The 21,689-nt window shown below is 50.8% G+C and carries 16 protein-coding genes; 9 read left to right on the top strand and 7 right to left on the bottom strand.

The window, feature by feature from the left end; genetic code table 11:
• Window positions 1-4: 4 nt before the first annotated feature.
• From MSL71_RS25130 to coaBC, 7 genes are all read right to left on the bottom strand, one after another.
• Complete coding sequence (locus MSL71_RS25130; protein WP_343052832.1) at window positions 5-1,219, bottom strand: argininosuccinate synthase; 1,215 nt, start codon at window positions 1,217-1,219, stop codon at window positions 5-7.
• A gap of 618 nt (window positions 1,220-1,837) precedes the next feature.
• The gene (gene argF, locus MSL71_RS25125) at window positions 1,838-2,752 is read right to left on the bottom strand and encodes an ornithine carbamoyltransferase (RefSeq protein WP_180146860.1); all 915 of its coding nucleotides are present in this window, start codon (window positions 2,750-2,752) and stop codon (window positions 1,838-1,840) included.
• Between the two features lie 387 nt (window positions 2,753-3,139).
• Complete coding sequence (locus MSL71_RS25120) at window positions 3,140-4,330, bottom strand: acetylornithine transaminase (protein ID WP_180146857.1); 1,191 nt, start codon at window positions 4,328-4,330, stop codon at window positions 3,140-3,142.
• Complete coding sequence (gene argB, locus MSL71_RS25115; RefSeq protein ID WP_180146910.1) at window positions 4,327-5,199, bottom strand: acetylglutamate kinase; 873 nt, start codon at window positions 5,197-5,199, stop codon at window positions 4,327-4,329. Before argB ends, MSL71_RS25120 begins: the two co-directional genes overlap by 4 nt.
• 577 nt (window positions 5,200-5,776) lie before the next feature.
• Window positions 5,777-6,709 carry a tyrosine recombinase XerC gene (locus MSL71_RS25110; protein WP_246317942.1) on the bottom strand — a complete coding sequence of 311 codons (933 nt, stop codon included), beginning with the start codon at window positions 6,707-6,709 and terminating at the stop codon, window positions 5,777-5,779.
• Window positions 6,710-7,135: 426 nt separating this feature from the next.
• Window positions 7,136-8,062 carry a uracil-DNA glycosylase gene (locus MSL71_RS25105; RefSeq protein ID WP_218951136.1) on the bottom strand — a complete coding sequence of 309 codons (927 nt, stop codon included), beginning with the start codon at window positions 8,060-8,062 and terminating at the stop codon, window positions 7,136-7,138.
• A gap of 60 nt (window positions 8,063-8,122) precedes the next feature.
• Window positions 8,123-9,328, bottom strand: coding sequence for a bifunctional phosphopantothenoylcysteine decarboxylase/phosphopantothenate--cysteine ligase CoaBC (gene coaBC / locus MSL71_RS25100; protein WP_180146851.1), 1,206 nt, complete (start codon window positions 9,326-9,328; stop codon window positions 8,123-8,125).
• Window positions 9,329-9,964: 636 nt separating this feature from the next.
• On the opposite strand from coaBC, the gene MSL71_RS25095 reads away from it, so the two are divergent.
• From MSL71_RS25095 to MSL71_RS25055, 9 genes are all read left to right on the top strand, one after another.
• Window positions 9,965-10,537 (top strand): winged helix-turn-helix domain-containing protein, encoded by a 573-nt coding sequence (locus tag MSL71_RS25095; RefSeq protein WP_180146848.1) that lies wholly within the window; start codon window positions 9,965-9,967, stop codon window positions 10,535-10,537.
• Between the two features lie 215 nt (window positions 10,538-10,752).
• Entirely contained in the window at window positions 10,753-11,838 is a 1,086-nt protein-coding gene (gene gmd, locus MSL71_RS25090) for a GDP-mannose 4,6-dehydratase (RefSeq protein ID WP_180146845.1), read from the top strand.
• Window positions 11,831-12,796, top strand: coding sequence for a GDP-L-fucose synthase family protein (locus MSL71_RS25085; RefSeq protein ID WP_180146842.1), 966 nt, complete (start codon window positions 11,831-11,833; stop codon window positions 12,794-12,796). Before gmd ends, MSL71_RS25085 begins: the two co-directional genes overlap by 8 nt.
• Window positions 12,793-13,617 (top strand): ABC transporter permease, encoded by an 825-nt coding sequence (locus MSL71_RS25080; protein ID WP_180146839.1) that lies wholly within the window; start codon window positions 12,793-12,795, stop codon window positions 13,615-13,617. Before MSL71_RS25085 ends, MSL71_RS25080 begins: the two co-directional genes overlap by 4 nt.
• Before the next feature lie 6 nt (window positions 13,618-13,623).
• The gene (locus tag MSL71_RS25075) at window positions 13,624-14,904 is read left to right on the top strand and encodes an ABC transporter ATP-binding protein (protein WP_180146837.1); all 1,281 of its coding nucleotides are present in this window, start codon (window positions 13,624-13,626) and stop codon (window positions 14,902-14,904) included.
• 465 nt (window positions 14,905-15,369) lie between these two features.
• Window positions 15,370-17,508, top strand: coding sequence for a heparinase II/III domain-containing protein (locus tag MSL71_RS25070; RefSeq protein ID WP_180146834.1), 2,139 nt, complete (start codon window positions 15,370-15,372; stop codon window positions 17,506-17,508).
• A gap of 237 nt (window positions 17,509-17,745) precedes the next feature.
• On the top strand, window positions 17,746-19,695 hold the full coding sequence (gene asnB / locus MSL71_RS25065; protein WP_180146831.1) for an asparagine synthase (glutamine-hydrolyzing): 1,950 nt from the start codon (window positions 17,746-17,748) through the stop codon (window positions 19,693-19,695).
• A 147-nt stretch (window positions 19,696-19,842) separates the two neighbouring features.
• The gene (locus MSL71_RS25060) at window positions 19,843-20,745 is read left to right on the top strand and encodes a glycosyltransferase (protein WP_180146828.1); all 903 of its coding nucleotides are present in this window, start codon (window positions 19,843-19,845) and stop codon (window positions 20,743-20,745) included.
• Window positions 20,742-21,686 carry a class I SAM-dependent methyltransferase gene (locus MSL71_RS25055; RefSeq protein ID WP_180146825.1) on the top strand — a complete coding sequence of 315 codons (945 nt, stop codon included), beginning with the start codon at window positions 20,742-20,744 and terminating at the stop codon, window positions 21,684-21,686. Before MSL71_RS25060 ends, MSL71_RS25055 begins: the two co-directional genes overlap by 4 nt.
• Window positions 21,687-21,689 lie beyond the last annotated feature (3 nt).

The raw sequence follows: 21,689 nt of genomic DNA, 5'->3' as shown, positions 1-21,689 counted from the left end.
GGTATTACTCTCCTCCCAGCTTTCTGCCCGCCATTTTCTGGATACGCAGCCTCAGGGCGTTCAATCGGATGAACCCTTCGGCGTCCTTCTGGGTGTAAACCTCGTCCCCTTCGAAGGTGGCGAAGGCCTCGCTGTACAGGGTGTCGTCGGACTTGCGGCCCAACACGTAGGTGTTGCCCTTGTAGAGCTTCAGGCGAACCACGCCGTTGACGAACTCCTGGCTCTGGTCGATGGTGTTCTGAAGCATACGCATCTCAGGAGAGAACCAGAAGCCGTTGTAGATCAGCTCAGCGTATTTGGGGATCAGGGAGTCACGCAGATGGGCCACCTCGCGGTCCAGGGTGATGGACTCCATGGTCAGGTGGGCATGACGCAGGATGGTTCCGCCCGGGGTCTCGTACACACCGCGGGACTTCATGCCGACGAAACGGTTCTCCACCAGGTCGATACGGCCGATGCCGTGACGGCCACCCAGGGTGTTGAGCTCCTTGAAGAGCACCGCAGGGCTCATCTCCACGCCGTTGATGGCAACGGGGTTGCCCTTGCGGAAGGTGATCTCGATCTCTTCCGGGGTGTCCGGGGCGTCCTCGGGGCGCACGCTCATGGTGTACATCTCGTCGGTGGCAGAGGCCCAGGGATCTTCCAGGATGCCGCCTTCGTAGCTGATGTGCAGCATGTTGCGGTCTGTGCTGTAAGGCTTTTTGGGGGTCTGGGGCACTTCGATGCCGTGTTTTTTGGCAAACTCCATGAGCACGGTGCGGGAGTTCAGGTCCCAGTCCCGCCAGGGCGCAACGATCTTGATGCCGGGATCGATGGCAAGGTAACTCAGCTCAAAGCGCACCTGGTCGTTGCCCTTGCCGGTGGCACCGTGGCTGACAGCGTCAGCCCCTTCCATGCGGGCGATCTCCATCTGGCGCTTGGCGATAAGGGGCCGCGCAATGGAGGTCCCCAGGAGGTACTGGCCCTCGTAAATGGCGTTGGCGCGGAAGGCAGGAAAGATGTAATCGCGAACGAACTCTTCACGAAGGTCGTCGATGTAGGCCTTCACCGCACCGGTTTTCAGAGCTTTTTGATCGAGACCGTCCAGCTCCTCTTCCTGGCCGAGGTCGGCCGTCAAGGTCACCACTTCGCAATCATAGGTCTCGATGAGCCACTTGAGAATAACAGATGTATCGAGTCCGCCGGAGTAGGCAAGGACCACTTTTTTGATATCAGACACAATAACCCCCTGGGCATTTTTTTGGCTTCGCAAGACATCAGCACACCGCATTGCAAAACACTTAAGCGGTGACTGGATTCACCGCCTCGCCTGAGGCTCAGGAACGAAGGCGGAATTGCATGATCTTTTGCTCTTACGAACGCATCTTAAATTTTTATCAGAGTGAACAACAAACGCCCTTGATACAGAAAACGATACCAGGGCATTCAGTATGGATGGTACATCAAGGCAAGACCCCAGAGGGCCATTACGTCAACGTCAACCTCGGCAGTGACAACTCGTTCCCTGCCATCCCCCACGCTCCTTATTAACACCACGTTATAAAAGGACGCAACAGACAAATAGTGAGGATGGTGAAGCAACGACAGGAAACAAACAGTGACTGAGCCATGGACACCAGCATCCGCTCCCCTTCGCCTTCCCCGGCCCAAAGTGGAACCCAAAGAGACCCAAACACCGTCTCTGGGGCACTACGCTCCAGCAGCAGGCGTGGCCCTGCGGGTGAGGCGTGCATATTTTGCAGTGCATACACGCCTGCTTAATGCCCACGGTCAACCAGAGGTACGAGGATGAAAGATTAGCGAGCCTCCCTGTCCGCCGGAGGCGCGCTTTATCCCCTTACAACGTCTGGTTGATCAACATATCAAGGATGGCTTTATGCATGTGGAGCTTGTTCTCCGCCTCGTCCCAGATAATGGACTGGGGGCCTTCCATGACAGACTCGGAGACCTCTTCCCCGCGGTGGGCGGGAAGGCAGTGCATGAAGGAGGCATCAGGCTTGGCAAGGGCCATGAGGGCGTCATCCACGATGTACCCTTCAAAGGCTTTCTCACGGACCTTCTGCTCAGCTTCCTGGCCCATGCTGGCCCAGACGTCGGTGTAGACAATGTCCGCTGCGGCCACCGCCTCTTTGGGATCGCGTACCACCGTGATTTTCGCACCACGGGCCAGGGCTTCCTTAAGGATACCCGCATCCGGGTCAAAGCCTTCGGGGCAGGCAAGGGAGAGCTCAAACCCGAGGGTGGAGGCCGCCCACATCCAGGAGTGGGCAACGTTGTTGCCGTCTCCCACCCAGGCCACCTTGGCATCGTAGCTGCCCTTGGCCTCGATGACGGTCATAAGATCCGAAAGGATCTGGCAGGGGTGATACATATCGGTCAGGGCGTTGACCACGGGCACGTCTGAGTAGCTGGCGTACTCTTCCACCAGCTCCTGGGAGAAGGTACGAATCACCAGGCAATCGATGTAACGGGCCAGAACGCGGGCCGTGTCCTTGACGGGCTCGCTGCGCCCGATCTGGGTGTCGTTCTCATTCATGAAAATGGACACGCCCCCAAGCTGGATGGTGGCTGTCTCAAAGGAGATTCGGGTTCGGGTGGAGGGCTTGTTGAACAGGAGCCCCACGCTTTTCCCTTCCAGAGGGCGGTCCGTAATCCCCTCTTTTTTTCTCTTCTTAAGCTCCAGCGCGCGGGCGAACAGAGCGTCAAATTCGTCTTTGGTCAGGTCCTTGAGTGTCAGCAGGTCTTTTTTCATCGTTCTCTCCTTGATCGGTTCCTTTGACGCACAAAAAAAATAATGGCTGTTCAGCTTGGCCTCCGGCGGCAAGGTGTGCCACCTTGAAAGCTTATTGCCGCTGCGCTTTCCCCCTCGATTGTCGCGCCGTAGCCCATTGACGCTGATCGAATGGGAACTCACTGACATGGGCGTAGGCGGATTCCTCGGGGTAAATCGCAGCGGCCTTCACGTATGACGTGTAGTTTTTTTTAACTGAGGCCCAAAACCAATCGAAATACAGACAAATTCGATTGATTAAACACCCACCCCTTCAAAACCTGTTTATCAAACTTTTTAAAAGTTTGGCCCCCGGCGGGGCCGCCGGAGGCCTTTTCCAGGCTACAGAAGCTGAACAGTATCAAACAATCAGGCGGCGCCCATGTCGGTAAAAATCTCGTCCAGTACGCCCATGAGGGCATCGATCTCAGGCCGCGTGATGATCAGGGGCGGCACAAAGCGCAGGGTCTTGCCCTGCACCGCGTTGATCACCTGACCTTTTGCAAGGGCCTTTTCAACCACAGCAGCACCGTCGCCATCGATCTCCATGCCGAGAAGCAGGCCCTGGCCCCGCACATCCTTAACCAGAGCGTGCTTTGCCTTGAGGGTTTCAAGGCAGGCCTTGAAGTAAGCGCCGGTGTCGGCGGCTTTGTCCACCACCTTCTCCTCGTCAAAGGCCCGTACCACGGCAAGGGCGGCCGCAGTCACCAGGGGGGTCCCGCCGAAGGTGGACCCGTGGGCGCCTTTGGAAAATGCAGCCATCACCTTGTCGGTGGCCAGCATGGCGCCGATGGGAAGGCCGTTACCCAGGGCCTTGGCCAGGGTCATGATGTCCGGCGTGACAGAGGTGTGCTGGTGGGCAAAAAGCTTGCCCGTTCTGCCCATGCCCGTCTGGATCTCGTCAAAAATCAGCAGTGCGCCGCTGCGATCGCACAGGGCACGCACCGCTTCGAGGTAACCGTCGTCGGGTACGCACACACCGCCCTCTCCCTGGATGGGCTCCACCAGAACAGCACAGACGGTTTCGTCCATGGCCTCTTCAAGGGCCTTGACGTTGTTGTAGTCCACGTACTCAAAACCGGGCAGGAGCGGGGTAAACCCCTCCTTGACCTTGTCCTGGCCCGTGGCGGACAGGGTGGCCATGGTACGGCCGTGGAAGGATCGGGCCATGGTAATGATGCGATGCCGTGATTCGCCCTTGTCATGAAAGTATTTCCGCGCCAGCTTAATGGCCGCCTCGTTGGCTTCGGCGCCGCTGTTGCACAGGAAGAGCCGGTCGGCAAAACACCGCTCGGTCAACCATTCAGCAAGCTCCACCATGGGCCGCGTATAAAAGAGATTGGAAACATGACACAGGGTCGATGCCTGCTCTGAAAGGGCTTCGGCCACTTTGGGGTGGGCGTGTCCCAGGTTGCAGACAGCGATGCCGGAAAGAAAATCCGTGTAGGTTTTTCCCGCATCGTCAATGAGTGTGGTCCCTTCGCCTTTGACGAAGACCACGGGGCAGCGGGCGTATGTCTGCGCCACCACCTCTGCTTCACGAGCTATCCATTCATTCATAGTACCACTTCCGTCCCGATTCCTTGATCGGTAAAGAGTTCAAGAATCAGCGAATGTCTTCGCTTCCCGTTGATGATATGTGTTTTTTCCACGCCCTGTCTCAAAGCGGCCAGAGCGTATTCAATTTTGGGGATCATGCCGCCGGTGACGGTGCCGTCCTGAATCAGACCAGGCACGCTGTCCGCCTCGATGGTGGAGACCAGATTCTTCTCCTTATCGAGGACCCCGTCCACGTCCGTGAGAAGAAGCAGGCGGGTCGCCTTAAGGGCAGCCGCCACCTCCGAAGCCACCAGGTCGGCGTTGATGTTGTACGTCTCGCCGCTCTCCCCGACGCCCACCGGCGCGATGACTGGAATAAAGCCCTGGGCGGTGAGGGTGTCGATGATCTCAGGGTTCACGCGGGTCACCTTCCCCACATGCCCGGCGTCGATAATTTCGGGGGGCTTGCCCTCCTCCTCGCTGACGATCTTCAGCTTTTCCGCCTCGATGAGACCACCGTCCTTGCCGCTGAGCCCCACGGCCCGACCGCCTTCCCGGTTCACCTGGGCCACAATGGACTTGTTTACCTTGCCGCCAAGGACCATCTCAACCACGTCCATGGTTTCGTCGTCGGTCATGCGCATGCCCCGGACAAAGGTGGAGTCGATGCCCATCTTGTCCAGCACCAGGTTGATCTGGGGACCGCCGCCGTGGACCACCACCGGGTTCAACCCGATGTACTTCATCAGGGTGATGTCCCGGGCAAAGTCTTCCTTGAGCTGCTCATCCACCATGGCATGGCCGCCGTATTTCACCACAATGGTCTTGCCGGCAAACATCCGTATGTAGGGCAGAGATTCAATAAGAATATCTGCGACACTCTTCTCCATCATCGTCTTCATCTCCACAATTAGGCTAAAACCACAAATAATGCCTCCGGCGGCCCTGCCGGGGGCTAAACTTTTAAAAAGTTTAACAAACAGGTCTTAAGCACATATTTCAAATGTACGCCGTCTCAAATACGAATATGATTTGACCCGAGAGTTGACACGAACGCACCGGCAGACCATGCACTTGCGACATACGAGCCCCCCCCCTCTCGCCAATACGAACGCGAGGGGCTCGGAGCATCCACTGCCCTATCCCGGTTATTTCACGAGGAACGAGAAGCAAAGCCCTGTGGTACACCGTTTTAAAAGTGACACCACCTTTCCGCCGGAGTTATTCCGGTTAAAGTCAAGCGAATCCCCAGTGCTCTTCTTCGGGTTTTCAGGAGAATGAAATAGGCCTCTCCTGCAAAACGGTGGCCACATGTCACACCCCGCTCGAATGCCCCGAAACCGTTTGCATGATGCCTGCCTCCATGCATTCGCCGCAGGGTTTCCAGGTGCCCCACCTGGCCGCCGGAGGCATCGTTTTTTACGCTTTGTTTCCACGCCAGGCTTTATGGTGCCGTATCACCCACATTCACTTCCTGGGATGGGCCTTGTCATAGGCTTGTGTCAATCGCTCAATGGACACGTGGGTGTACTTCTGCGTGGTGGACAGGCTCACGTGGCCCAACATCTCCTGGACGCCCCGCAAATCCGCCCCCCCGTCGAGCATGTGAGTGGCAAAGGAGTGCCGCAGGGCATGGGGAGAGACCGGCACGGTGAGCCCGCTCTCTTTGGCTGTCTTCTCCAGGGTCCGGGCCACGGATCGCGTGGAAAGTCGCCCAAGGTTCTTGTTCAAAAACAGCGGCCCCTTGTCGGCAGGCACCTTTTTTTCCTCTTCAAGGGTCTCCCGATAAAACCGGATGGCGCGCAATGCGCGCTCTCCCACAGGAACAACGCGTTCCTTGTTGCCTTTGCCGAGCACGCGAACGCTGTGTGCGCCAAAATTGATGTGGGGACAGTCAAGGCCCGAAAGTTCGGATACGCGGAGCCCGCTTGAATACAGCAACTCGAACATGGCAATGTTACGCCTGGCAAGAAGGGTGCCGTCATCCATGGCATCGAGCAGCCGAAACATGTCGTCCACCGTCAGATAAGCGGGAAGGGTCTTGTCCAGCTTCGGGGATCGGATGGTGTCCAGGGGACTCGCCTCCACCACCCCCCTCTTTTTCAAAAATTTGTACAGGGACCGAAGAGAAGAAAGTCGCCGCGCCACGGAGCGTTTTGAAAGCCCCTCTTTATGCAGCCTGTTAAGGTACCCCCTTATACAGATGACGTCAACAGCATCCGGGCTCAGGCGGGTATTTCTCTGCGTAGAATCATCTGCGCAGCCGGAAAACTCCGCAAAAAACCCGTAAAACCCCTTGAGGTCGGTACGGTAGGCCCGCACGGTATGGTCCGAGTACCCTTTCTGGGCCGAAAGGTACTCCAGAAAATCGAGGATATGCTGATGAAATGTTTTATCCAATGTGGCCTGAAAAGGATCCTGGTTCGTCATGGTGATAACTGAGGGGCTAAGGGCTAAGGGCTAAGGGCTAAGGGCTAAGGGCTAAGGGCTAAGGGCTAAGGGCTAAGGGCTAAGGGCTAAGGGCTAAGGGCTAAGGGACGGTTAGCCCAACAACGTCGGGGGATCAACCTAAAACCGAAACAAATTGCTGTTTTTTTAAAGGAGATACAATAGATATCTTTGAGTTTACACGCCCGTAGGGTGCGGCTCCCGCACCGACAAGCGCACCGCAAGCCCCATGCCGCCCCCAAAAAAGACCGGTTACGTTCCTTGCCTTTATCGCATACAGATCGAAATAAACACATCGATATTCAACAGTCATTATCAAAGGGCATGTACCGAATTAACCCATGACCTATTTCTCCTATTACCGGCTTTTCCTATGACCTATCGCCTATCCCCTGCTTTCAACACCGCCATCACCTGCTGAAGATCCTGCCAGGCCTGACGCTTGCGCTCCGGGTGGCGAAGCAGAAAGGTCGGATGAAAGGTCGGCATCAATCGAATGCCTTTGTAATTCTGAAACTGTCCCCTGATCTCGGCGACGCCGGAAGTAATGCCAAGCAGAGCCTGGGCGGCCACAGCCCCAAGGGCGCAAATCACGTCGGGTCGGACCACAGCGATCTGTCGCTCCAGAAACGAAAGGCAGAAACTCGCGTCAGGACGCCCTTGCCCCGGTGCAGGACAGCATTTGAGCAGGTTGGAGAGGTAGACGTCCTCCCGACGCAGCCCCATGGCCTTGATCATGTTATTGATCAGCTCCCCGGAAGCGCCAAGAAAAGGAGTGCCTTGACGGTCCTCTTCGGCAAGGGGCATATCGCCGATGAACATCAACCTGGCCTGCGGGTTGCCCGCACCGAAAACAATATTTGTCCGCCCACGGAACAGGCTGCATCGGGTGCACTCGCCCATGTCCCGCCGGATGGTTTCCAGGGTATCCACCACGGGCTCGGCAACAGACCGGTGTACCCCAGGGCCAGAGCCTTTTGGTGAAACCGAATCCGTCCCGTTGGAAAACGGGCCCCCCGCCCGGGAAACGCCGGAAACAGGCTGCGGGGCTGCAGACGAGGGTTCCCGCCGCGGTTGCGCCACCTGCGCCCGGTTGACAGAAGCCTGACCGCGCCCCGAAGAGACCGGAGCCCCAACCCGCTTGACAGGTCCTGCGGCAGGGCGCCCCATGGTCCGAAGCAGCTTGGACGCATCCTCCGTGCACTCCACCCCCTTGAGCCCCAGACTCTTCAGATAAAGAAGGGTGGCTTTGATCTCCTCCAAGGGAGCTCTGTGTTGATGTGTCCGGGGATTGTTTTCCATCATGGCGTCTATCTATCCTGAATCTTCACTGTGTTGTGTTTCGTACTATCTAAATTCTAAAGCCTAAAGGCGCTCTTTCAGAAGTCCCGACACCCTGTTGAGGAGTTCATGGGCCACCACATCTTTACCCATGGACTCAAAGGGCTCTTTCCGACCGTCGGGATGAAAAAAGGTAACGATATTCGTGTCGGTCCCAAAACCGGAAGCCGGGTCTCCCACCAGATTGCCCACAATCATGTCCAGATTCTTGGCTTCGATCTTTTTTCGGGCATTTTCAGCCAAAGACTGTGTCTCGGCGGCAAATCCCACAAGCACCTGACGGGTCTTTCGCTTGCCGAGCTCTTTTAAAATGTCAATATTCTTATCGAGCTCCAGGGTCATGTCGTCGCTTTTTTTCTTGATCTTGTGCTCGGCCCGTGTTCGGGGTCTGTAGTCCGCCACAGCCGCCACCTTAATCACGGCATCGACATCGTCAAGGCGGGAAAAAATGGTTTCGGCCATCTCGCCCACGGAAGTCACCGAAAGCCGATCCACACCAAGGGGCGAGGCAAGGCTCACAGGCCCGGAGACAAGGGTCACCTCAGCGCCGCGGTACTCCGCCGCCCGTGCGATCTCATAACCCATCTTCCCGGATGACCGGTTGGAGATATAACGGACCGGGTCAATGGCCTCCCGGGTGGGCCCGGCCGAGACCATAATTTTTTTACCGGACAAATCCTTAGGATACAAAGCCGCCTTCACACGGTCCACAATGGTGGGGGGCTCGGCAAGGCGCCCGGGACCTGTGGTGCCACAGGCCATCTCGCCCACCCCGGGCTCCACAAGGATATACCCGTCCCCTTCCAGGATATCGATATTCCTTTGAACGGCCCGGTTTTCGTACATGTGGGAATTCATGGCCGGGCAGATCAATTTGGGCGCTGTCACGGCAAGCATGGTCGTGGTCACGGCGTCATCAGCGATACCATGAGCCAGCTTCCCGATGACATCTGCCGTTGCAGGGGCCACCACCACCACATCGGCCCTCTCGGCAAGCTCAATATGGCCGATGGAGGCACCTTTACCCTCATCAAACAGATTCGACAAAACCGGATGACCTGAAATCGCCGCAAAGGTCGTCTCCCCCACAAACTCTTTGGCTCCCCGGGTCATGGTGACCCAGACGTCGGCCCCCTCTTTCTGAAGCAGCCGCACCACCTCCACAGCCTTGTAAGCGGCAATCCCCGCCGTCACACAGACCAGAACGTTCTTATTTTCAAGCACAGCCATGACTTATCTCCTCCCTCTCCGCGCAGCGTTGTATGGCTCTCTTACAGATTTACAATGGACACCACTGTATATGGATAAGGCGAATACCACAACCCGGTTGTATCACGAAGCAGGGCTCAGGAAACCCGAAAAAGTAGCCTCGCACGAAATCACAATAACGTTCTTAGAGGTTCCCACGACATAAACCGCCACTGACACCAAAATATGGGTTCTAAGGAGGGCCGCCCCCACAAACATTACCGTTTCAGCGACACACGAAAAAGACATAGAGATTATTGATTCACACCTTCCCTGATACGCCAACATCAATCATAACGAAAAATCATCCTCGACGCAGACAGCGCCGAAAACGTCCGCTTCAACTGACTCCCACCCCACCCGAAAAACGGCAGGAGAGACAGACCGTGAACAATCAGGGAATACCGTTCCGAGCGACATCCAACAATTAAATTGACCCGATAAGCCGCTCAGCGCCCGCAAACACAGCCCCCCACAGTCGCCCACGGGCACAAGCCACTCACCGCACCCCAACACCCCGCCAACCGACACATGTATATCAAGGAGTATCTATTAAGGGTTGACAATCCGATCATTTATGGATTACGTTCAATTATACTACTCATTAAAGGGTCACCCATGAGCAACCTACTTTCCGGCATCATCGGATCCAAAACACGCATCAAACTCCTTGTCCGGCTCTTTTTCAACCCGGACACCCACTCATACCTGCGTGAACTGGCATCCGAATTCGGCTTATCCACCAACGCCGTCCGAGAAGAGCTCAACCAGCTCAGCCAAGCCGACCTGCTCACATCTTCCAAAAACGGCCGACAGATCCACTACGCAGCCAACCGCAACCACCCCCTCTTCCCTGAACTTCGCTCCATGGTCAGAAAGGCCATCGGCGTCGACCAGATCATCGACAGCGTTGTCACCCGTTTGGGCGACCTCGAAGCCGCGTATCTCATCGACGACTATGCTGAGGGCAAGGATACGGGGATTATTGACCTGGTGCTGGTTGGCGACATCGATCCGTATCATTTGAATGATTTGAGCAGGAAAACAGAGCGATATATCAACCGGAAACTCAGGTCGCTGGTGTTGAGCCGGGAAGAGTTCGAGGACTTTCACGAGAACCTTGAAAAAAGACCCATGGTGTTGGTGTGGGAATCGGCACCCCAAATTAACTTGAAAAACCACGATATCTGAAAATCATCCCCGGCAATCGCCCGACCAGAATTCCGAGATATGATTCAGCCTCTGCTCAACCAAGGGAGATAGCAAATAACACATGGGTTGCCGATAACCATAAGTGACGGGTAAATTGTATACAAAATTCAAACTTGGTGTAACCGAGAGGGCGGAGCTGTGTAACCAGAATGCCCCCCTCTAACGACAACTTCTTCACCAAAAGACACATACTCATGAAAAAAGCTCTTATTACCGGTATCACCGGGCAGGATGGTGCCTATTTGGCTGAACTGTTGCTCGAAAAGGGATATGAAGTCCATGGCCTCAAAAGGCGTAGTTCCCTCTTCAATACAGACAGGATAGATCACCTATACCAGGACCCACATACTGAAAATAGACGATTCATCCTCCATTACGGGGACCTCACGGATTCCACCAACCTCATACGTATCATCCAGCAGGTTCAGCCTGATGAAATATACAACCTCGCTGCCCAGAGCCATGTGGCCGTCTCCTTTGATTCTCCAGAGTATACGGCCGATGCCGATGCGTTAGGCACCCTGCGTATCTTAGAAGGCATACGACTCCTCGGGCTCGAGAACAAAACCCGATTCTACCAAGCCTCTACATCGGAGCTCTTCGGTAAAGTCCAGGAAACCCCCCAAACCGAAAAAACACCATTTTATCCCCGCAGTCCATATGGTGTTGCCAAACTTTATGCATATTGGATTACAGTAAACTATCGTGAGGCTTATGGGATCTATGCATGCAACGGCATTCTTTTTAACCATGAATCCCCTCTACGCGGTGAAACATTCGTTACACGAAAAATAACTCGCGCACTCTCGCGCATCAAGTTGGGGCTTCAGGACTGCCTTTACCTCGGCAACATGGATGCCAAACGTGATTGGGGCCATGCCAGTGACTATGTAAAAATGCAGTGGCTTATGCTCCAACAGGAAAAACCCGAAGATTATGTTATCGCAACGGGTGAGCAACACTCCGTGAGAGAGTTTGTCGAAATTGCAGCTCAAACCCTTGACATGAAAATATCCTGGCAAGGCTCCGGCATCGCCGAAAAGGGGGTTAACAGCGAATCGGGCGATACAATTATCGCAATCGACCCCCACTATTTCAGACCTACGGAGGTGGACTCCCTCCTTGGCGATCCATCCAAGGCAAAAGCACAACTTGGCTGGACCCCGGAAATAAAGTTCAAGGAACTCGTTTCTGAAATGGTAGACCGAGATTACGAAGAGGCAAAAAAGGATCTTCTGTGCAGAAATAACGGTTTTGAGATAGCGAGCAGACATGAATAAAAACGCACGCATTTATGTTGCAGGGCATCGCGGCCTCGTTGGGTCTGCCATTGTACGCAAACTAAAAGCAGAAGGATACAGCCATCTTATCACGCGCACCCACGCAGAGCTCGATCTCACGAATCAGAAAGCCGTGGAGCAATTCTTTAATAATGAAAAACCGGAGTATGTTTTTTTAGCAGCAGCCAAGGTTGGTGGTATCATGGCCAATCAGACCTATCCCGCAGAATTCATCCATCAGAACCTGATGATCCAAACCAACGTCATCCACTCCAGCTATGTGCACGGCGTTAAGAAACTCCTGTTCCTCGGCTCTTCTTGTATCTATCCGAAAATGGCATCGCAGCCCATCAAAGAAGAGTACCTGATGACAGGCCCTTTAGAACCCACAAATTCAGCCTACGCCGTGGCTAAAATCGCAGGTATTGAGATGTGCTGGGCCTATAACAAACAATACGGCACCCGTTATATCCCTATCATGCCGACCAATCTTTACGGGCCCAATGACAATTTTGACCTGGAAACATCCCATGTGTTGCCCGCGTTAATCAGAAAATTCCATGAAGCAAAAAAAACAAAAGCAAAGTCAGTGACAATCTGGGGAACAGGAACGCCCAAGCGTGAATTTTTGTATGTGGATGACATGGCAGATGCTTGCATTCACCTGCTCACCAGCACCATGAATACGAATACAGAAATATTGTTCAATATTGGTGCCGGGACCGACATAAGCATCGAAGAGCTGGCTCAAATTGTCGGGAGTATTGTGGGTTATAGCGGCACCATCGTCTATGATCACTCCAAACCCGACGGCACCCCGCTAAAACGCCTTGATGTGAGCAAAACAGAAAAGATCGGGTGGAAACCCAAGACACCACTCGCAGAGGGCATCAGGCGAACTTACACATGGTTCAAAACCAGCCGCCACCCATGGGAACCACAGGATAAGCAGCCATGACTCAGTTTGAACTGATCATTGAACCCGACAAATCGATAAAGAATTTCTGGCGAGAACTTTGGCAATACCGGGACCTCTTCTATTTTCTCGCATGGAGGGACGTCCTGGTTCGTTACAAACAGACAGTTATCGGTGTTGCCTGGAGTGTTTTACGTCCACTTCTGACAATGGTCGTCTTTACCATAATATTCGGGAAAATTGCAAAGCTCCCGTCTGGAGACATCCCCTATCCAATACTGGTATTTTCAGCCATGCTTCCATGGCAATTTTTCAGCAACACCTTTTCCGAGGCAAGCAACTCGCTTATAGCAAACACGCAGCTGATATCGAAAGTCTACTTTCCTAGAATCATCATCCCCACAACAGCAATGGTTGTCAGTCTGATCGATTTTGCGATCTCCTTCATCATTTTATTGGCTCTCATGCTCTGGTATGGACTCATTCCGGATATCAAATTATGCCTATTACCGTTACTAATGCTCATGGCCATATTAACCTCATTAGGCGCAGGGTATATCATGTCTGCCCTGAATGTAAAATATCGTGACTTTAGGCATATCGTTCCCTACATTGTTCAGTTTGGGCTCTATATATCACCTGTGGGATTCAGCAGCGGCATAGTCCCAGAAAAATGGCGACTCCTCTATTCAGTTAATCCGATGGTTGGCGTCATCGATGGATTCAGATGGATTCTACTCGGTAACGATACGACCATTTATTGGCCGGGGTTTACTATTTCAATTGCGCTTTCGATACTCATCTTTTTTACCGGGGGAAAATATTTCCGCATAACTGAACGCAGTTTTGCGGATATTATTTAGATCACTATGAGCAATATAATCACAGTCAATAACCTGGGAAAAAAATATACTCTCGGCCATCATAAACAGAGAGAGTATCAAACGTTCCGTGACTCTCTTTCGCATGGTGTAAGAAGATTTTACCAGCGGATGCGCTATCCGTTATCGCAAAACGCGAACGCTACAACGCAAAATGAATTCTGGGCATTGCAAGGCATTAATTTCGAAATGAAGCAGGGAGATAGGCTCGGTATCATTGGACGAAATGGTGCCGGAAAATCGACACTGCTCAAAATCCTGAGCAGAATCACACATCCGACTGCTGGCAAAATTCATATCAAAGGGAGGGTTGCAAGCCTTCTTGAAGTCGGTACCGGCTTCCACCCTGAGCTCACCGGACGAGAAAATATTTTTCTAAACGGCGCAATCCTCGGAATGACTAAAAATGATATCAAAAAGCGTTTTGATGAAATTGTTGCCTTTGCAGAAATTGAAAAATTTCTTGATACCCCGGTTAAACGATATTCCAGTGGAATGTATGTACGACTCGCATTTGCCGTTGCAGCCCACCTGGAACCTGAGATTTTGATTGTTGATGAAGTCTTAGCTGTTGGCGACATCCAATTTCAAGAAAAATGTATCGGTAAAATGAAAGAAACGACAGACGCTGATAGGACCGTCATATTTGTCAGTCATAATCTCGGAGCAATAGAATCTCTCTGTTCTAGGGTTTGTGTCCTCGATGGTGGGACATCTCTTTATGACGGCGACGTTGAAGCCGGCATTCAGACTTATACTTCCGCACTGATGGAGCAGAACGCCAGTTGGTCATTTGAAAACCGTAAAGACCGACAGGGATCTGGAGTCCTTCGAATACTCTCTTTCCAAATTCTGGATCATTCTGGAACCCCTGTAGATATTGCTATGACAGGAAAGGATTATACGTTTCGATTTAAATATGCTTCATCCATTTCGTATGTCCGTGATCTGGACTTCAGTTTTACCATTAGAGATATGAAAAATATAAACCTGTTCAGAAACAACACGAGGGAACGGGGACTATTTATACCGGAGGCATTGCCCCCCACAGGTTTTATAGACTGCAAGATCTCCCGTCTGCCCCTTACAGCTGGGCGATATGGCTTCGGCTTTAGACTTCTGGTGAACGGTCTGGAATCAGATTATTTAACGGGGCCTTTTGCGGCATATTTCGATGTGGTAGGAGGAGATTATTATGGGACTGGCCAAATTCCAGGACACACCCCTCTTGTTATTGATCATGATTGGGAGTTAGCATCGGAGTTGTAAAGGCAAAAGCTCCCTACCTAAACATTCATAATTCATAAGGCAGCCATGAAAAAGTCTCAGAGCGCCAAACACATATCAAATATTTTTAAAACAAATCAACCACATAAGACCATTCCTCAAAAGTTGATTCGATACATCAAATCTTTTCCGGTAGGGGGACGAAAATCCAACATTTTAAGGAATTTGTTTTATCATCTCCCCATAACGATTCAAAATATAATCCTCGGGTATTTAAGGGTCATAAGTCGGGGCCCAAAAGTTCCTGCCCCCGTGTCCGAAAAGGGTCCTTGGACACACACTTTGTTTCCACTGACTTCGACATGGGAGGAAGTCATTTTTGCCCCCTTCCACGACCCCACCATCGCCACGGGCCTACCCGTATCATTTTCTTCAATAAACGCACAACGATGCTCCTTGCAGCATTTCTGGTGTTGGACAAACCTTTTATGGGAAAGCTGTCCTTCGGTGGGAGACGCTGCCAGTCTTCGCCTTGAAACAGATTTGTCTTATCCGCAATATGACAAAATGCTGTTTTGCCTCTCTATGATACCTGAAACTTCTATCCGGTTTGAGTTTGAAGTTGACGGGAAAATTTATAAACATGACGAGGTGTTCTGGGGAACAGGGTCACGATTGGAAATTTGCATTCCAGCCCCAAAAGGTCACATTTGTGCGATATATATGATTATCAGTACGAAATATAAATTTGAACAAATGCTGTCGTTGAGTTGGTTCGGATTGCAGAATAGTTCTTTAGTTAAACAGTTGCAAACATCCATACAGAAATACGATTCGAGCTGGACAGGCTTAATAAAACCCCTCGATAACTGGGAAGATATTCATTTTCAAGTAGGCTTATTATTTAACGAAACTGATTTAGAAAAATTAAGAGAAAAACGCCTATATCCAGGGTGGAGTGATCATTATCGATATTTGGAAGAAAAGGCAACGATATATATGAACCGCCACCCCGAAGCGGACCTGACTGCATTTTTACCCACGGACGATCGGCGCTATATTCGGGAAAGCGAAAATGACAGGACCCCCTATCATTTTGAAGCACTTGTCCTAGGATTTGTTGGAATAATCAACGATGACAAACAGATGATGCAACATGCACTTAGATATTTAATGAGCATGCTTCATACCGAAAATTGGGTTCAATCTGCAGAACAGAAACTTACAGGATCAACATGGAGCACTCGCTGCTTCATGGAAGAGATGACCACGACCAGCGTCGTCCTTTTAGCCGACTGGTACGCATTTGCTCTTACAGACAGGGCCAAGGATCTCGTCCGACAATGTATATGGGACAAAGGGCTCGCCATAATTGATAGGGATATGATGAAACACGATTATATGCACCGAATCAATCAGGGAGCATGGTTTTGCCGAGCTGGAATTCTGGGTGGATTGTACCTTGAGAACGCATGGCCTCACATGGGAAGATATGTGAATGCTAAATTTGGTACCATGAACAAGATCCTTAAACGTTATATTATGCGTGATGGAGGCGTGGATGAGGGAATCGGTTATTTTTGTATGACCGCTCAAGCCGTGATCCCGGCCCTGGTCGCTTATGCCAGGAGCAGAGGGAAAAGCACTCACAGAATAATAAACCGATACTTTAAAAAAGCAGACAATTACCTTTCGACACTATCCAGTTTCGAACCGGGAAAAGGTTCGGTTGACGGAGACTGCAGAACTGAAAATTTCTGTGGCGATATCGTTCCCGTACTGGCTGGCTTGTTCCCCGGGTCTATTTGTAACGACATCCTGCATCAATGCATCCAAAACAGGAGCATTTACAATGTTACAGGTAGTCTCATAAACAGCGGCGGCCTCATTGGGTTCGTGTACGGACCAGACAAGATAAAGGTTTCCAAGCCGATCGTTTCGACATTCAACATCATGCCAAAGAGTGGGTTTGCCGTCAGCGCCAGGAAATCGGGAACACATTCCCTCCGGATTCTATTTTCAGGTTCGAAACCAAATCCAAGCAGCCACGCCCATTATGATAAGGGAGCGTTCACAGTCGAAGCCGATGGAACAGACGTTTTCGTAGACAGAGGTATGTTGCAATATGACGACCCCAGAGCATTGCTGGCAAAATGCTCTAGAATGCATAATGTTATTACGCCATATCTTCCAAATGGTAGTTATCCAGATCAAAATCTACCCGAAAAAAGAGTCTGCCCCAAAGGCTCTGGAAACGAACAGCAAGTTGAGCTAACTCTCGATCTCGCAGAGGTCTGGAAAGAATACATGAGTTCATACCAAAGGCATATCATATCGGACTCCGTAGAAAAAATCATTATTACCGATCATGGCACACTCAAAAAAAGGGGACGTGTCGCATTTCATCTTCATTCAGGAGTAAAATTCGACCTGGATGCCTATAAAGCCGTTGGAACTGTAAACAGCATGACGTTCGAGGTAACAGCAAAGTGGGCTGATGAGATTTTGCACTTTGAGGATTCATTGAGTTTCGACGGCAGAGCCCTCCATCACTTGGTTTTCCACAGTAAGGAATTGGAAACGTTTTCAATCGAAACAACAATTTCCGTAAAGAGAGACTCTCAACCAACCATCCAGATGATTTGAAGTCATGATTCTCACCCTTACCACTGTCAATATTCTCCCTTCGAAGAAAAAAATATTTTTTTCTTACAGACGAACAACCAGTAAAAATATCATAGTATTACGTCGCCAATCAGAAGCCTATATGTTGGTGCCGCCTCAGGTAAGGCAGGAGTTTCGACCGATGCGGATAATGGCAGAAAGTGTTACTTTCTCACAAAAATATAATTTCAGTTGTGTCACGATGTTAAGGACTTAGCCATGTGCGGTATAATCGGAGCATTGTCGTATCCTCCCGTCGGAGGCCAGTCACTGGAAACAGCACTGGACAGCCTCCACCACCGGGGGCCCGATGACCGTGGGATATACAGTGATGAACAGATTCAACTAGGACACGTCCGTCTGTCCATAATTGACCTGAGCAGCAAAGGGCATCAACCGATGCCTTCCCACTGCGGCAGGTACTGGATCTCATGCAATGGAGAAATATATAATTTCATTGAACTGAAACGGGAACTGGTTCAGTTGGGCTGCGTCTTTAAAAGCCAAAGTGACACCGAAGTCCTCCTGGAAGCCTATGCCCAGTGGGGAAGCTCCTGCCTCAATAAATTGGTAGGGATGTTTTCTTTCGCTATCTGGGATAAAAATAAAAAAGAACTGTTTCTGGCCCGTGACCGGACCGGTGAGAAACCACTTTATTACTGGTCAGACAACAAACAGTTCGTTTTTTCGTCCGAATTAAAATCACTGCTCCATTTGCTTCCATCTACGCCCCGTATTTCCCCTGCGGCTATGGACGCGTATCTCCACAACCAATATGTCCCCGAACCTGAAACTGCCTTAGAAGGAATACATAAACTGCCCGCCGCCCATTTTCTCGTGATTCGATGTGATCAATGGACCATCAAACCAGAGCGATATTGGTGTCTTACTGACGCCAGGCCAGTATATGGAAACCCTGCGCAGCTGGTTCGCCAGCAGCTTGAGCGTTCCATGGAACTGACCTTACGTTCAGACGTACCCGTGGGGGTTGCGCTTAGTGGCGGTATCGATTCCGGAATTATTGCGACCCTTGCGGCCTCGATGAGCAACGCCCCCCTGAGCGCTTTCAGTGTTGGGTATCCGGGCAGGCCGCCCTACGATGAGAGGAGCGACGCAGCCAAGCTGGCAATAGAAAACGGGATTCCTTTCTTTGATATAGAACTTAAGACGAGTCATTTTGTAGATCGTTTCCCTGAACTGGTAACAATTATGGATGATCCAATCGGAGATATTGCTGCCTATGGCCACTATGCAGTCATGGAACTTGCTTCGGACCACGGAATCAAAGTGATGTTGTCCGGTATTGGAGGAGATGAGCTTTTCTGGGGCTATGAATGGATGATAAGGGCAGCGGATATGACGAGAAAAAAAATGCCCGCCGCAGAGTATGATTCACAATTTTTAAAAGCAATTTCCCCGATACTTGAACGCATTGCCTTTACCCGTTTTTATCGGCGGTTAAATTATTCTCAAACAGCTCCGAAACCATTTCGGGACCTCGTTTCCAAGGGAAAAAGGCTGGCCGAAATGGCGGTTCACAGGCCGGATCAATTGGTCCTGAGCAACCTCGTTCCGGATTTTCAGCATGCCATAGGGGCGCTTGCCAATTTCTATACCCCTGATTTTGCGAGACAGATCCCCCATCGAAATCCTTTCCGCCAGTTTTCAGATAAGTTGAAGGGGTTAAAAGAACCACACGAAATCAATATGGCGGTATGCAAGGCGCTATTTGAAACATGGCTCGTTTCAAACTGTCTTTCCCTGGGGGACAGAGTCAGCATGGACTCTTCGGTGGAAGCGCGTTGCCCGTTTCTCAATCATCGCTTGATTGAGACGGTGATCGGCATCATGAACACACACGAAGAGGTCGAATACCGGCATAAAGCTCTCTTAAAAACCGCTGTAGAAGATATTCTTCCGACCGAGGTGCTTCACAGACCGAAACAGGGATTTCAACCACCTGTTAATGAATGGATGACACAAATTGTAAAAACCTATTATGATTATGTAAAAAGCGGTTACCTTATCTCCAACCATGTAACGTCTACATGTACACTGGATAGACTCCTCAAGAGAGCCGACACATTCGGACCCGATTTGTTTCTTTTATATAAAATAACTGTTTTGGAACTGTGGTATGCCGGTGTCGTCCAAAACAAAACGTTCTGAGATTTTAAAGTAGGAACCACACTTGTTTGATAACATAATATCGGTAAATTTATCATTCTCGGGAAATAACGTATCGGCTTACCGAACTTGGAATAAAGCATTTTTTTTTCCGAGAACGATCCGGATATCAAAAAAGCGAGTGCAGCTGTGAAATTCAGCATCGTAACACCCTCATACAACAGTCAGAAATATATCGGTGAAACCATAGAAAGTGTCATCAGCCAGAAAGGTGACTTCGAGATAGAGTATATTGTGGTTGATGCTTGTTCAACGGACCGCACCCCAGATATTGTAAAAGCGTACCAGCATTCCCTTTTGACGTGTGACAGGCCTATTTTTTGCCGACAAGTGACTATCAAATTCTTATCTGGGAAAGATTCGGGCATGTATGAAGCAATCAATAAAGGCTTCGCTAAGGCAACAGGCGATATCTATGCATGGATTAATTCAGACGATGTTTATCGGAACGGGGCTTTTGATACAGTCTCCAAAACCTTTTCAAAATTTTCGCAAATTCGCTGGCTCAAGGGCATAACCTCTTATTTAGATGAGGCTTCTACTTTATATGCATCCGGCAAGTGCAATCTTTATAGCCGCCAACTCATTTCCAAAGGACTCTATGGGCCCGTTCTTCATTTCATCCAACAAGACAGTGTGTTCTGGTTGGCGAATCTCTGGCATGAATCCGGAGGAGTAGATGAAAGCCTTTCCCTTGCAGGTGACTATTTCTTATGGATTGAATTTTCCAAGCACACGCACCTTTACTCATTAAACGCACACATCAGCTGTTTTAGAAAGGTTGCTGGTCAGAAGAGTGAAAACATCCAGGCGTATTTTAATGAGATAAGTGAACAAGGATATCCGAGCCTCGAAGAAGACCGCCTCCTTCGCTTCTATTTCAAACACCGAAAACGACTCCCCTCTTTTCTACACCCTTTGGCTTGCAAACTGTTCCAGTTTAATCGTAATTATCGCGTGGTTATGATGCGCTGTCACAATACGCTAACACTTGTCAAAGGTCCCCACCACACCCTGAGAAACGCCTTATGAAATGCCCAATATGCAAATCCTCACATTCTGTCCCATCCTTTAATTTATGGGACGATCGATACGGTTATCCCGGCAAATTCAAACTAAGGCGCTGCCGCATTTGCGGACACGTTTTCCTAGAAAGCTCCTTCTCCCCGGATCAACTGGCACGCCTGTACACCGACTATTATCCCCGATCGGCGTTAGACGCCGATGAGTATTGCCCCCATATTGAGAAAAAAAAGAGGGATTGCTGGCTCAACGGTGAGTATGCTTCGGCCTTTCGCTGGGTTCCCAAGGATGTTCGCATTCTCGACATCGGGTGTGGTTTTGGAGAATCCCTGGGGTATCACGCCTCAAGGGGATGTGATGTATACGGGGTTGAGGCTGATGAAAACATTCGCCGCGTGGCAGAGAAACAAGGTTTCCGGGTTCATGTCGGTGTGTTTGATCCGACCATTTATGAACCCAACTTTTTCGACTATATCACCATGGATCAGGTGATGGAGCATATGACGGATCCCATCGAGACGTTGAGGAGGGCCGCGAGGATATTGAAACCCAAGGGGCAAATCATTATCACCGTTCCAAACAGTCAGGGTTGGGGAGCGAGAATCTTCTCACAGCGATGGATCAACTGGCATACACCTTACCATCAGCATTTTTTTTCCAAAGAATCCATGGGGATGACCGCACGCAAGGCGGGCCTTGAAATTCTGAAGGTGAAATCAATAACAAATTCCCATTGGCTGAGCTTTCAATGGCATCATCTTTTATTTTATCCGAAATACACTGTTGCCTCCGATTTCTGGTCTCCGAACTGCGGTCCCGTCCCAAAGAAAAGATATTGGCGTGCCCTTCTCGCTCTCACCCACATAACGAAAATTAACCATATGATAACTCGCCTTTTCGATGCCTTGGGCTATGGCGACAACCATTTGTTTATTTTGGAGAAACCTTAAATA

Origin of the sequence: Desulfoluna butyratoxydans, from assembly GCF_900699765.1 — a bacterium.
Classification (GTDB): domain Bacteria; phylum Desulfobacterota; class Desulfobacteria; order Desulfobacterales; family Desulfolunaceae; genus Desulfoluna; species Desulfoluna butyratoxydans.
Note: the sequence above shows the minus strand (reverse complement) of the source record. Positions and strands in the feature narration are given on the sequence as shown.

Bases quoted from the DNA above. Each gene is read 5' to 3' on its own strand.
- argF (WP_180146860.1), bottom strand. From the start codon at position 2,752: ATGAAAAAAGACCTGCTGACACTCAAGGACCTGACCAAAGACGAATTT.
- MSL71_RS25120 (WP_180146857.1), bottom strand. From the start codon at position 4,330: ATGAATGAATGGATAGCTCGTGAAGCAGAGGTGGTGGCGCAGACATAC.
- argB (WP_180146910.1), bottom strand. From the start codon at position 5,199: ATGGAGAAGAGTGTCGCAGATATTCTTATTGAATCTCTGCCCTACATA.
- MSL71_RS25105 (WP_218951136.1), bottom strand. From the start codon at position 8,062: ATGATGGAAAACAATCCCCGGACACATCAACACAGAGCTCCCTTGGAG.
- coaBC (WP_180146851.1), bottom strand. From the start codon at position 9,328: ATGGCTGTGCTTGAAAATAAGAACGTTCTGGTCTGTGTGACGGCGGGG.
- MSL71_RS25095 (WP_180146848.1), top strand. From the start codon at position 9,965: ATGAGCAACCTACTTTCCGGCATCATCGGATCCAAAACACGCATCAAA.
- gmd (WP_180146845.1), top strand. From the start codon at position 10,753: ATGAAAAAAGCTCTTATTACCGGTATCACCGGGCAGGATGGTGCCTAT.
- MSL71_RS25085 (WP_180146842.1), top strand. From the start codon at position 11,831: ATGAATAAAAACGCACGCATTTATGTTGCAGGGCATCGCGGCCTCGTT.
- MSL71_RS25080 (WP_180146839.1), top strand. From the start codon at position 12,793: ATGACTCAGTTTGAACTGATCATTGAACCCGACAAATCGATAAAGAAT.
- MSL71_RS25075 (WP_180146837.1), top strand. From the start codon at position 13,624: ATGAGCAATATAATCACAGTCAATAACCTGGGAAAAAAATATACTCTC.
- asnB (WP_180146831.1), top strand. From the start codon at position 17,746: ATGTGCGGTATAATCGGAGCATTGTCGTATCCTCCCGTCGGAGGCCAG.
- MSL71_RS25055 (WP_180146825.1), top strand. From the start codon at position 20,742: ATGAAATGCCCAATATGCAAATCCTCACATTCTGTCCCATCCTTTAAT.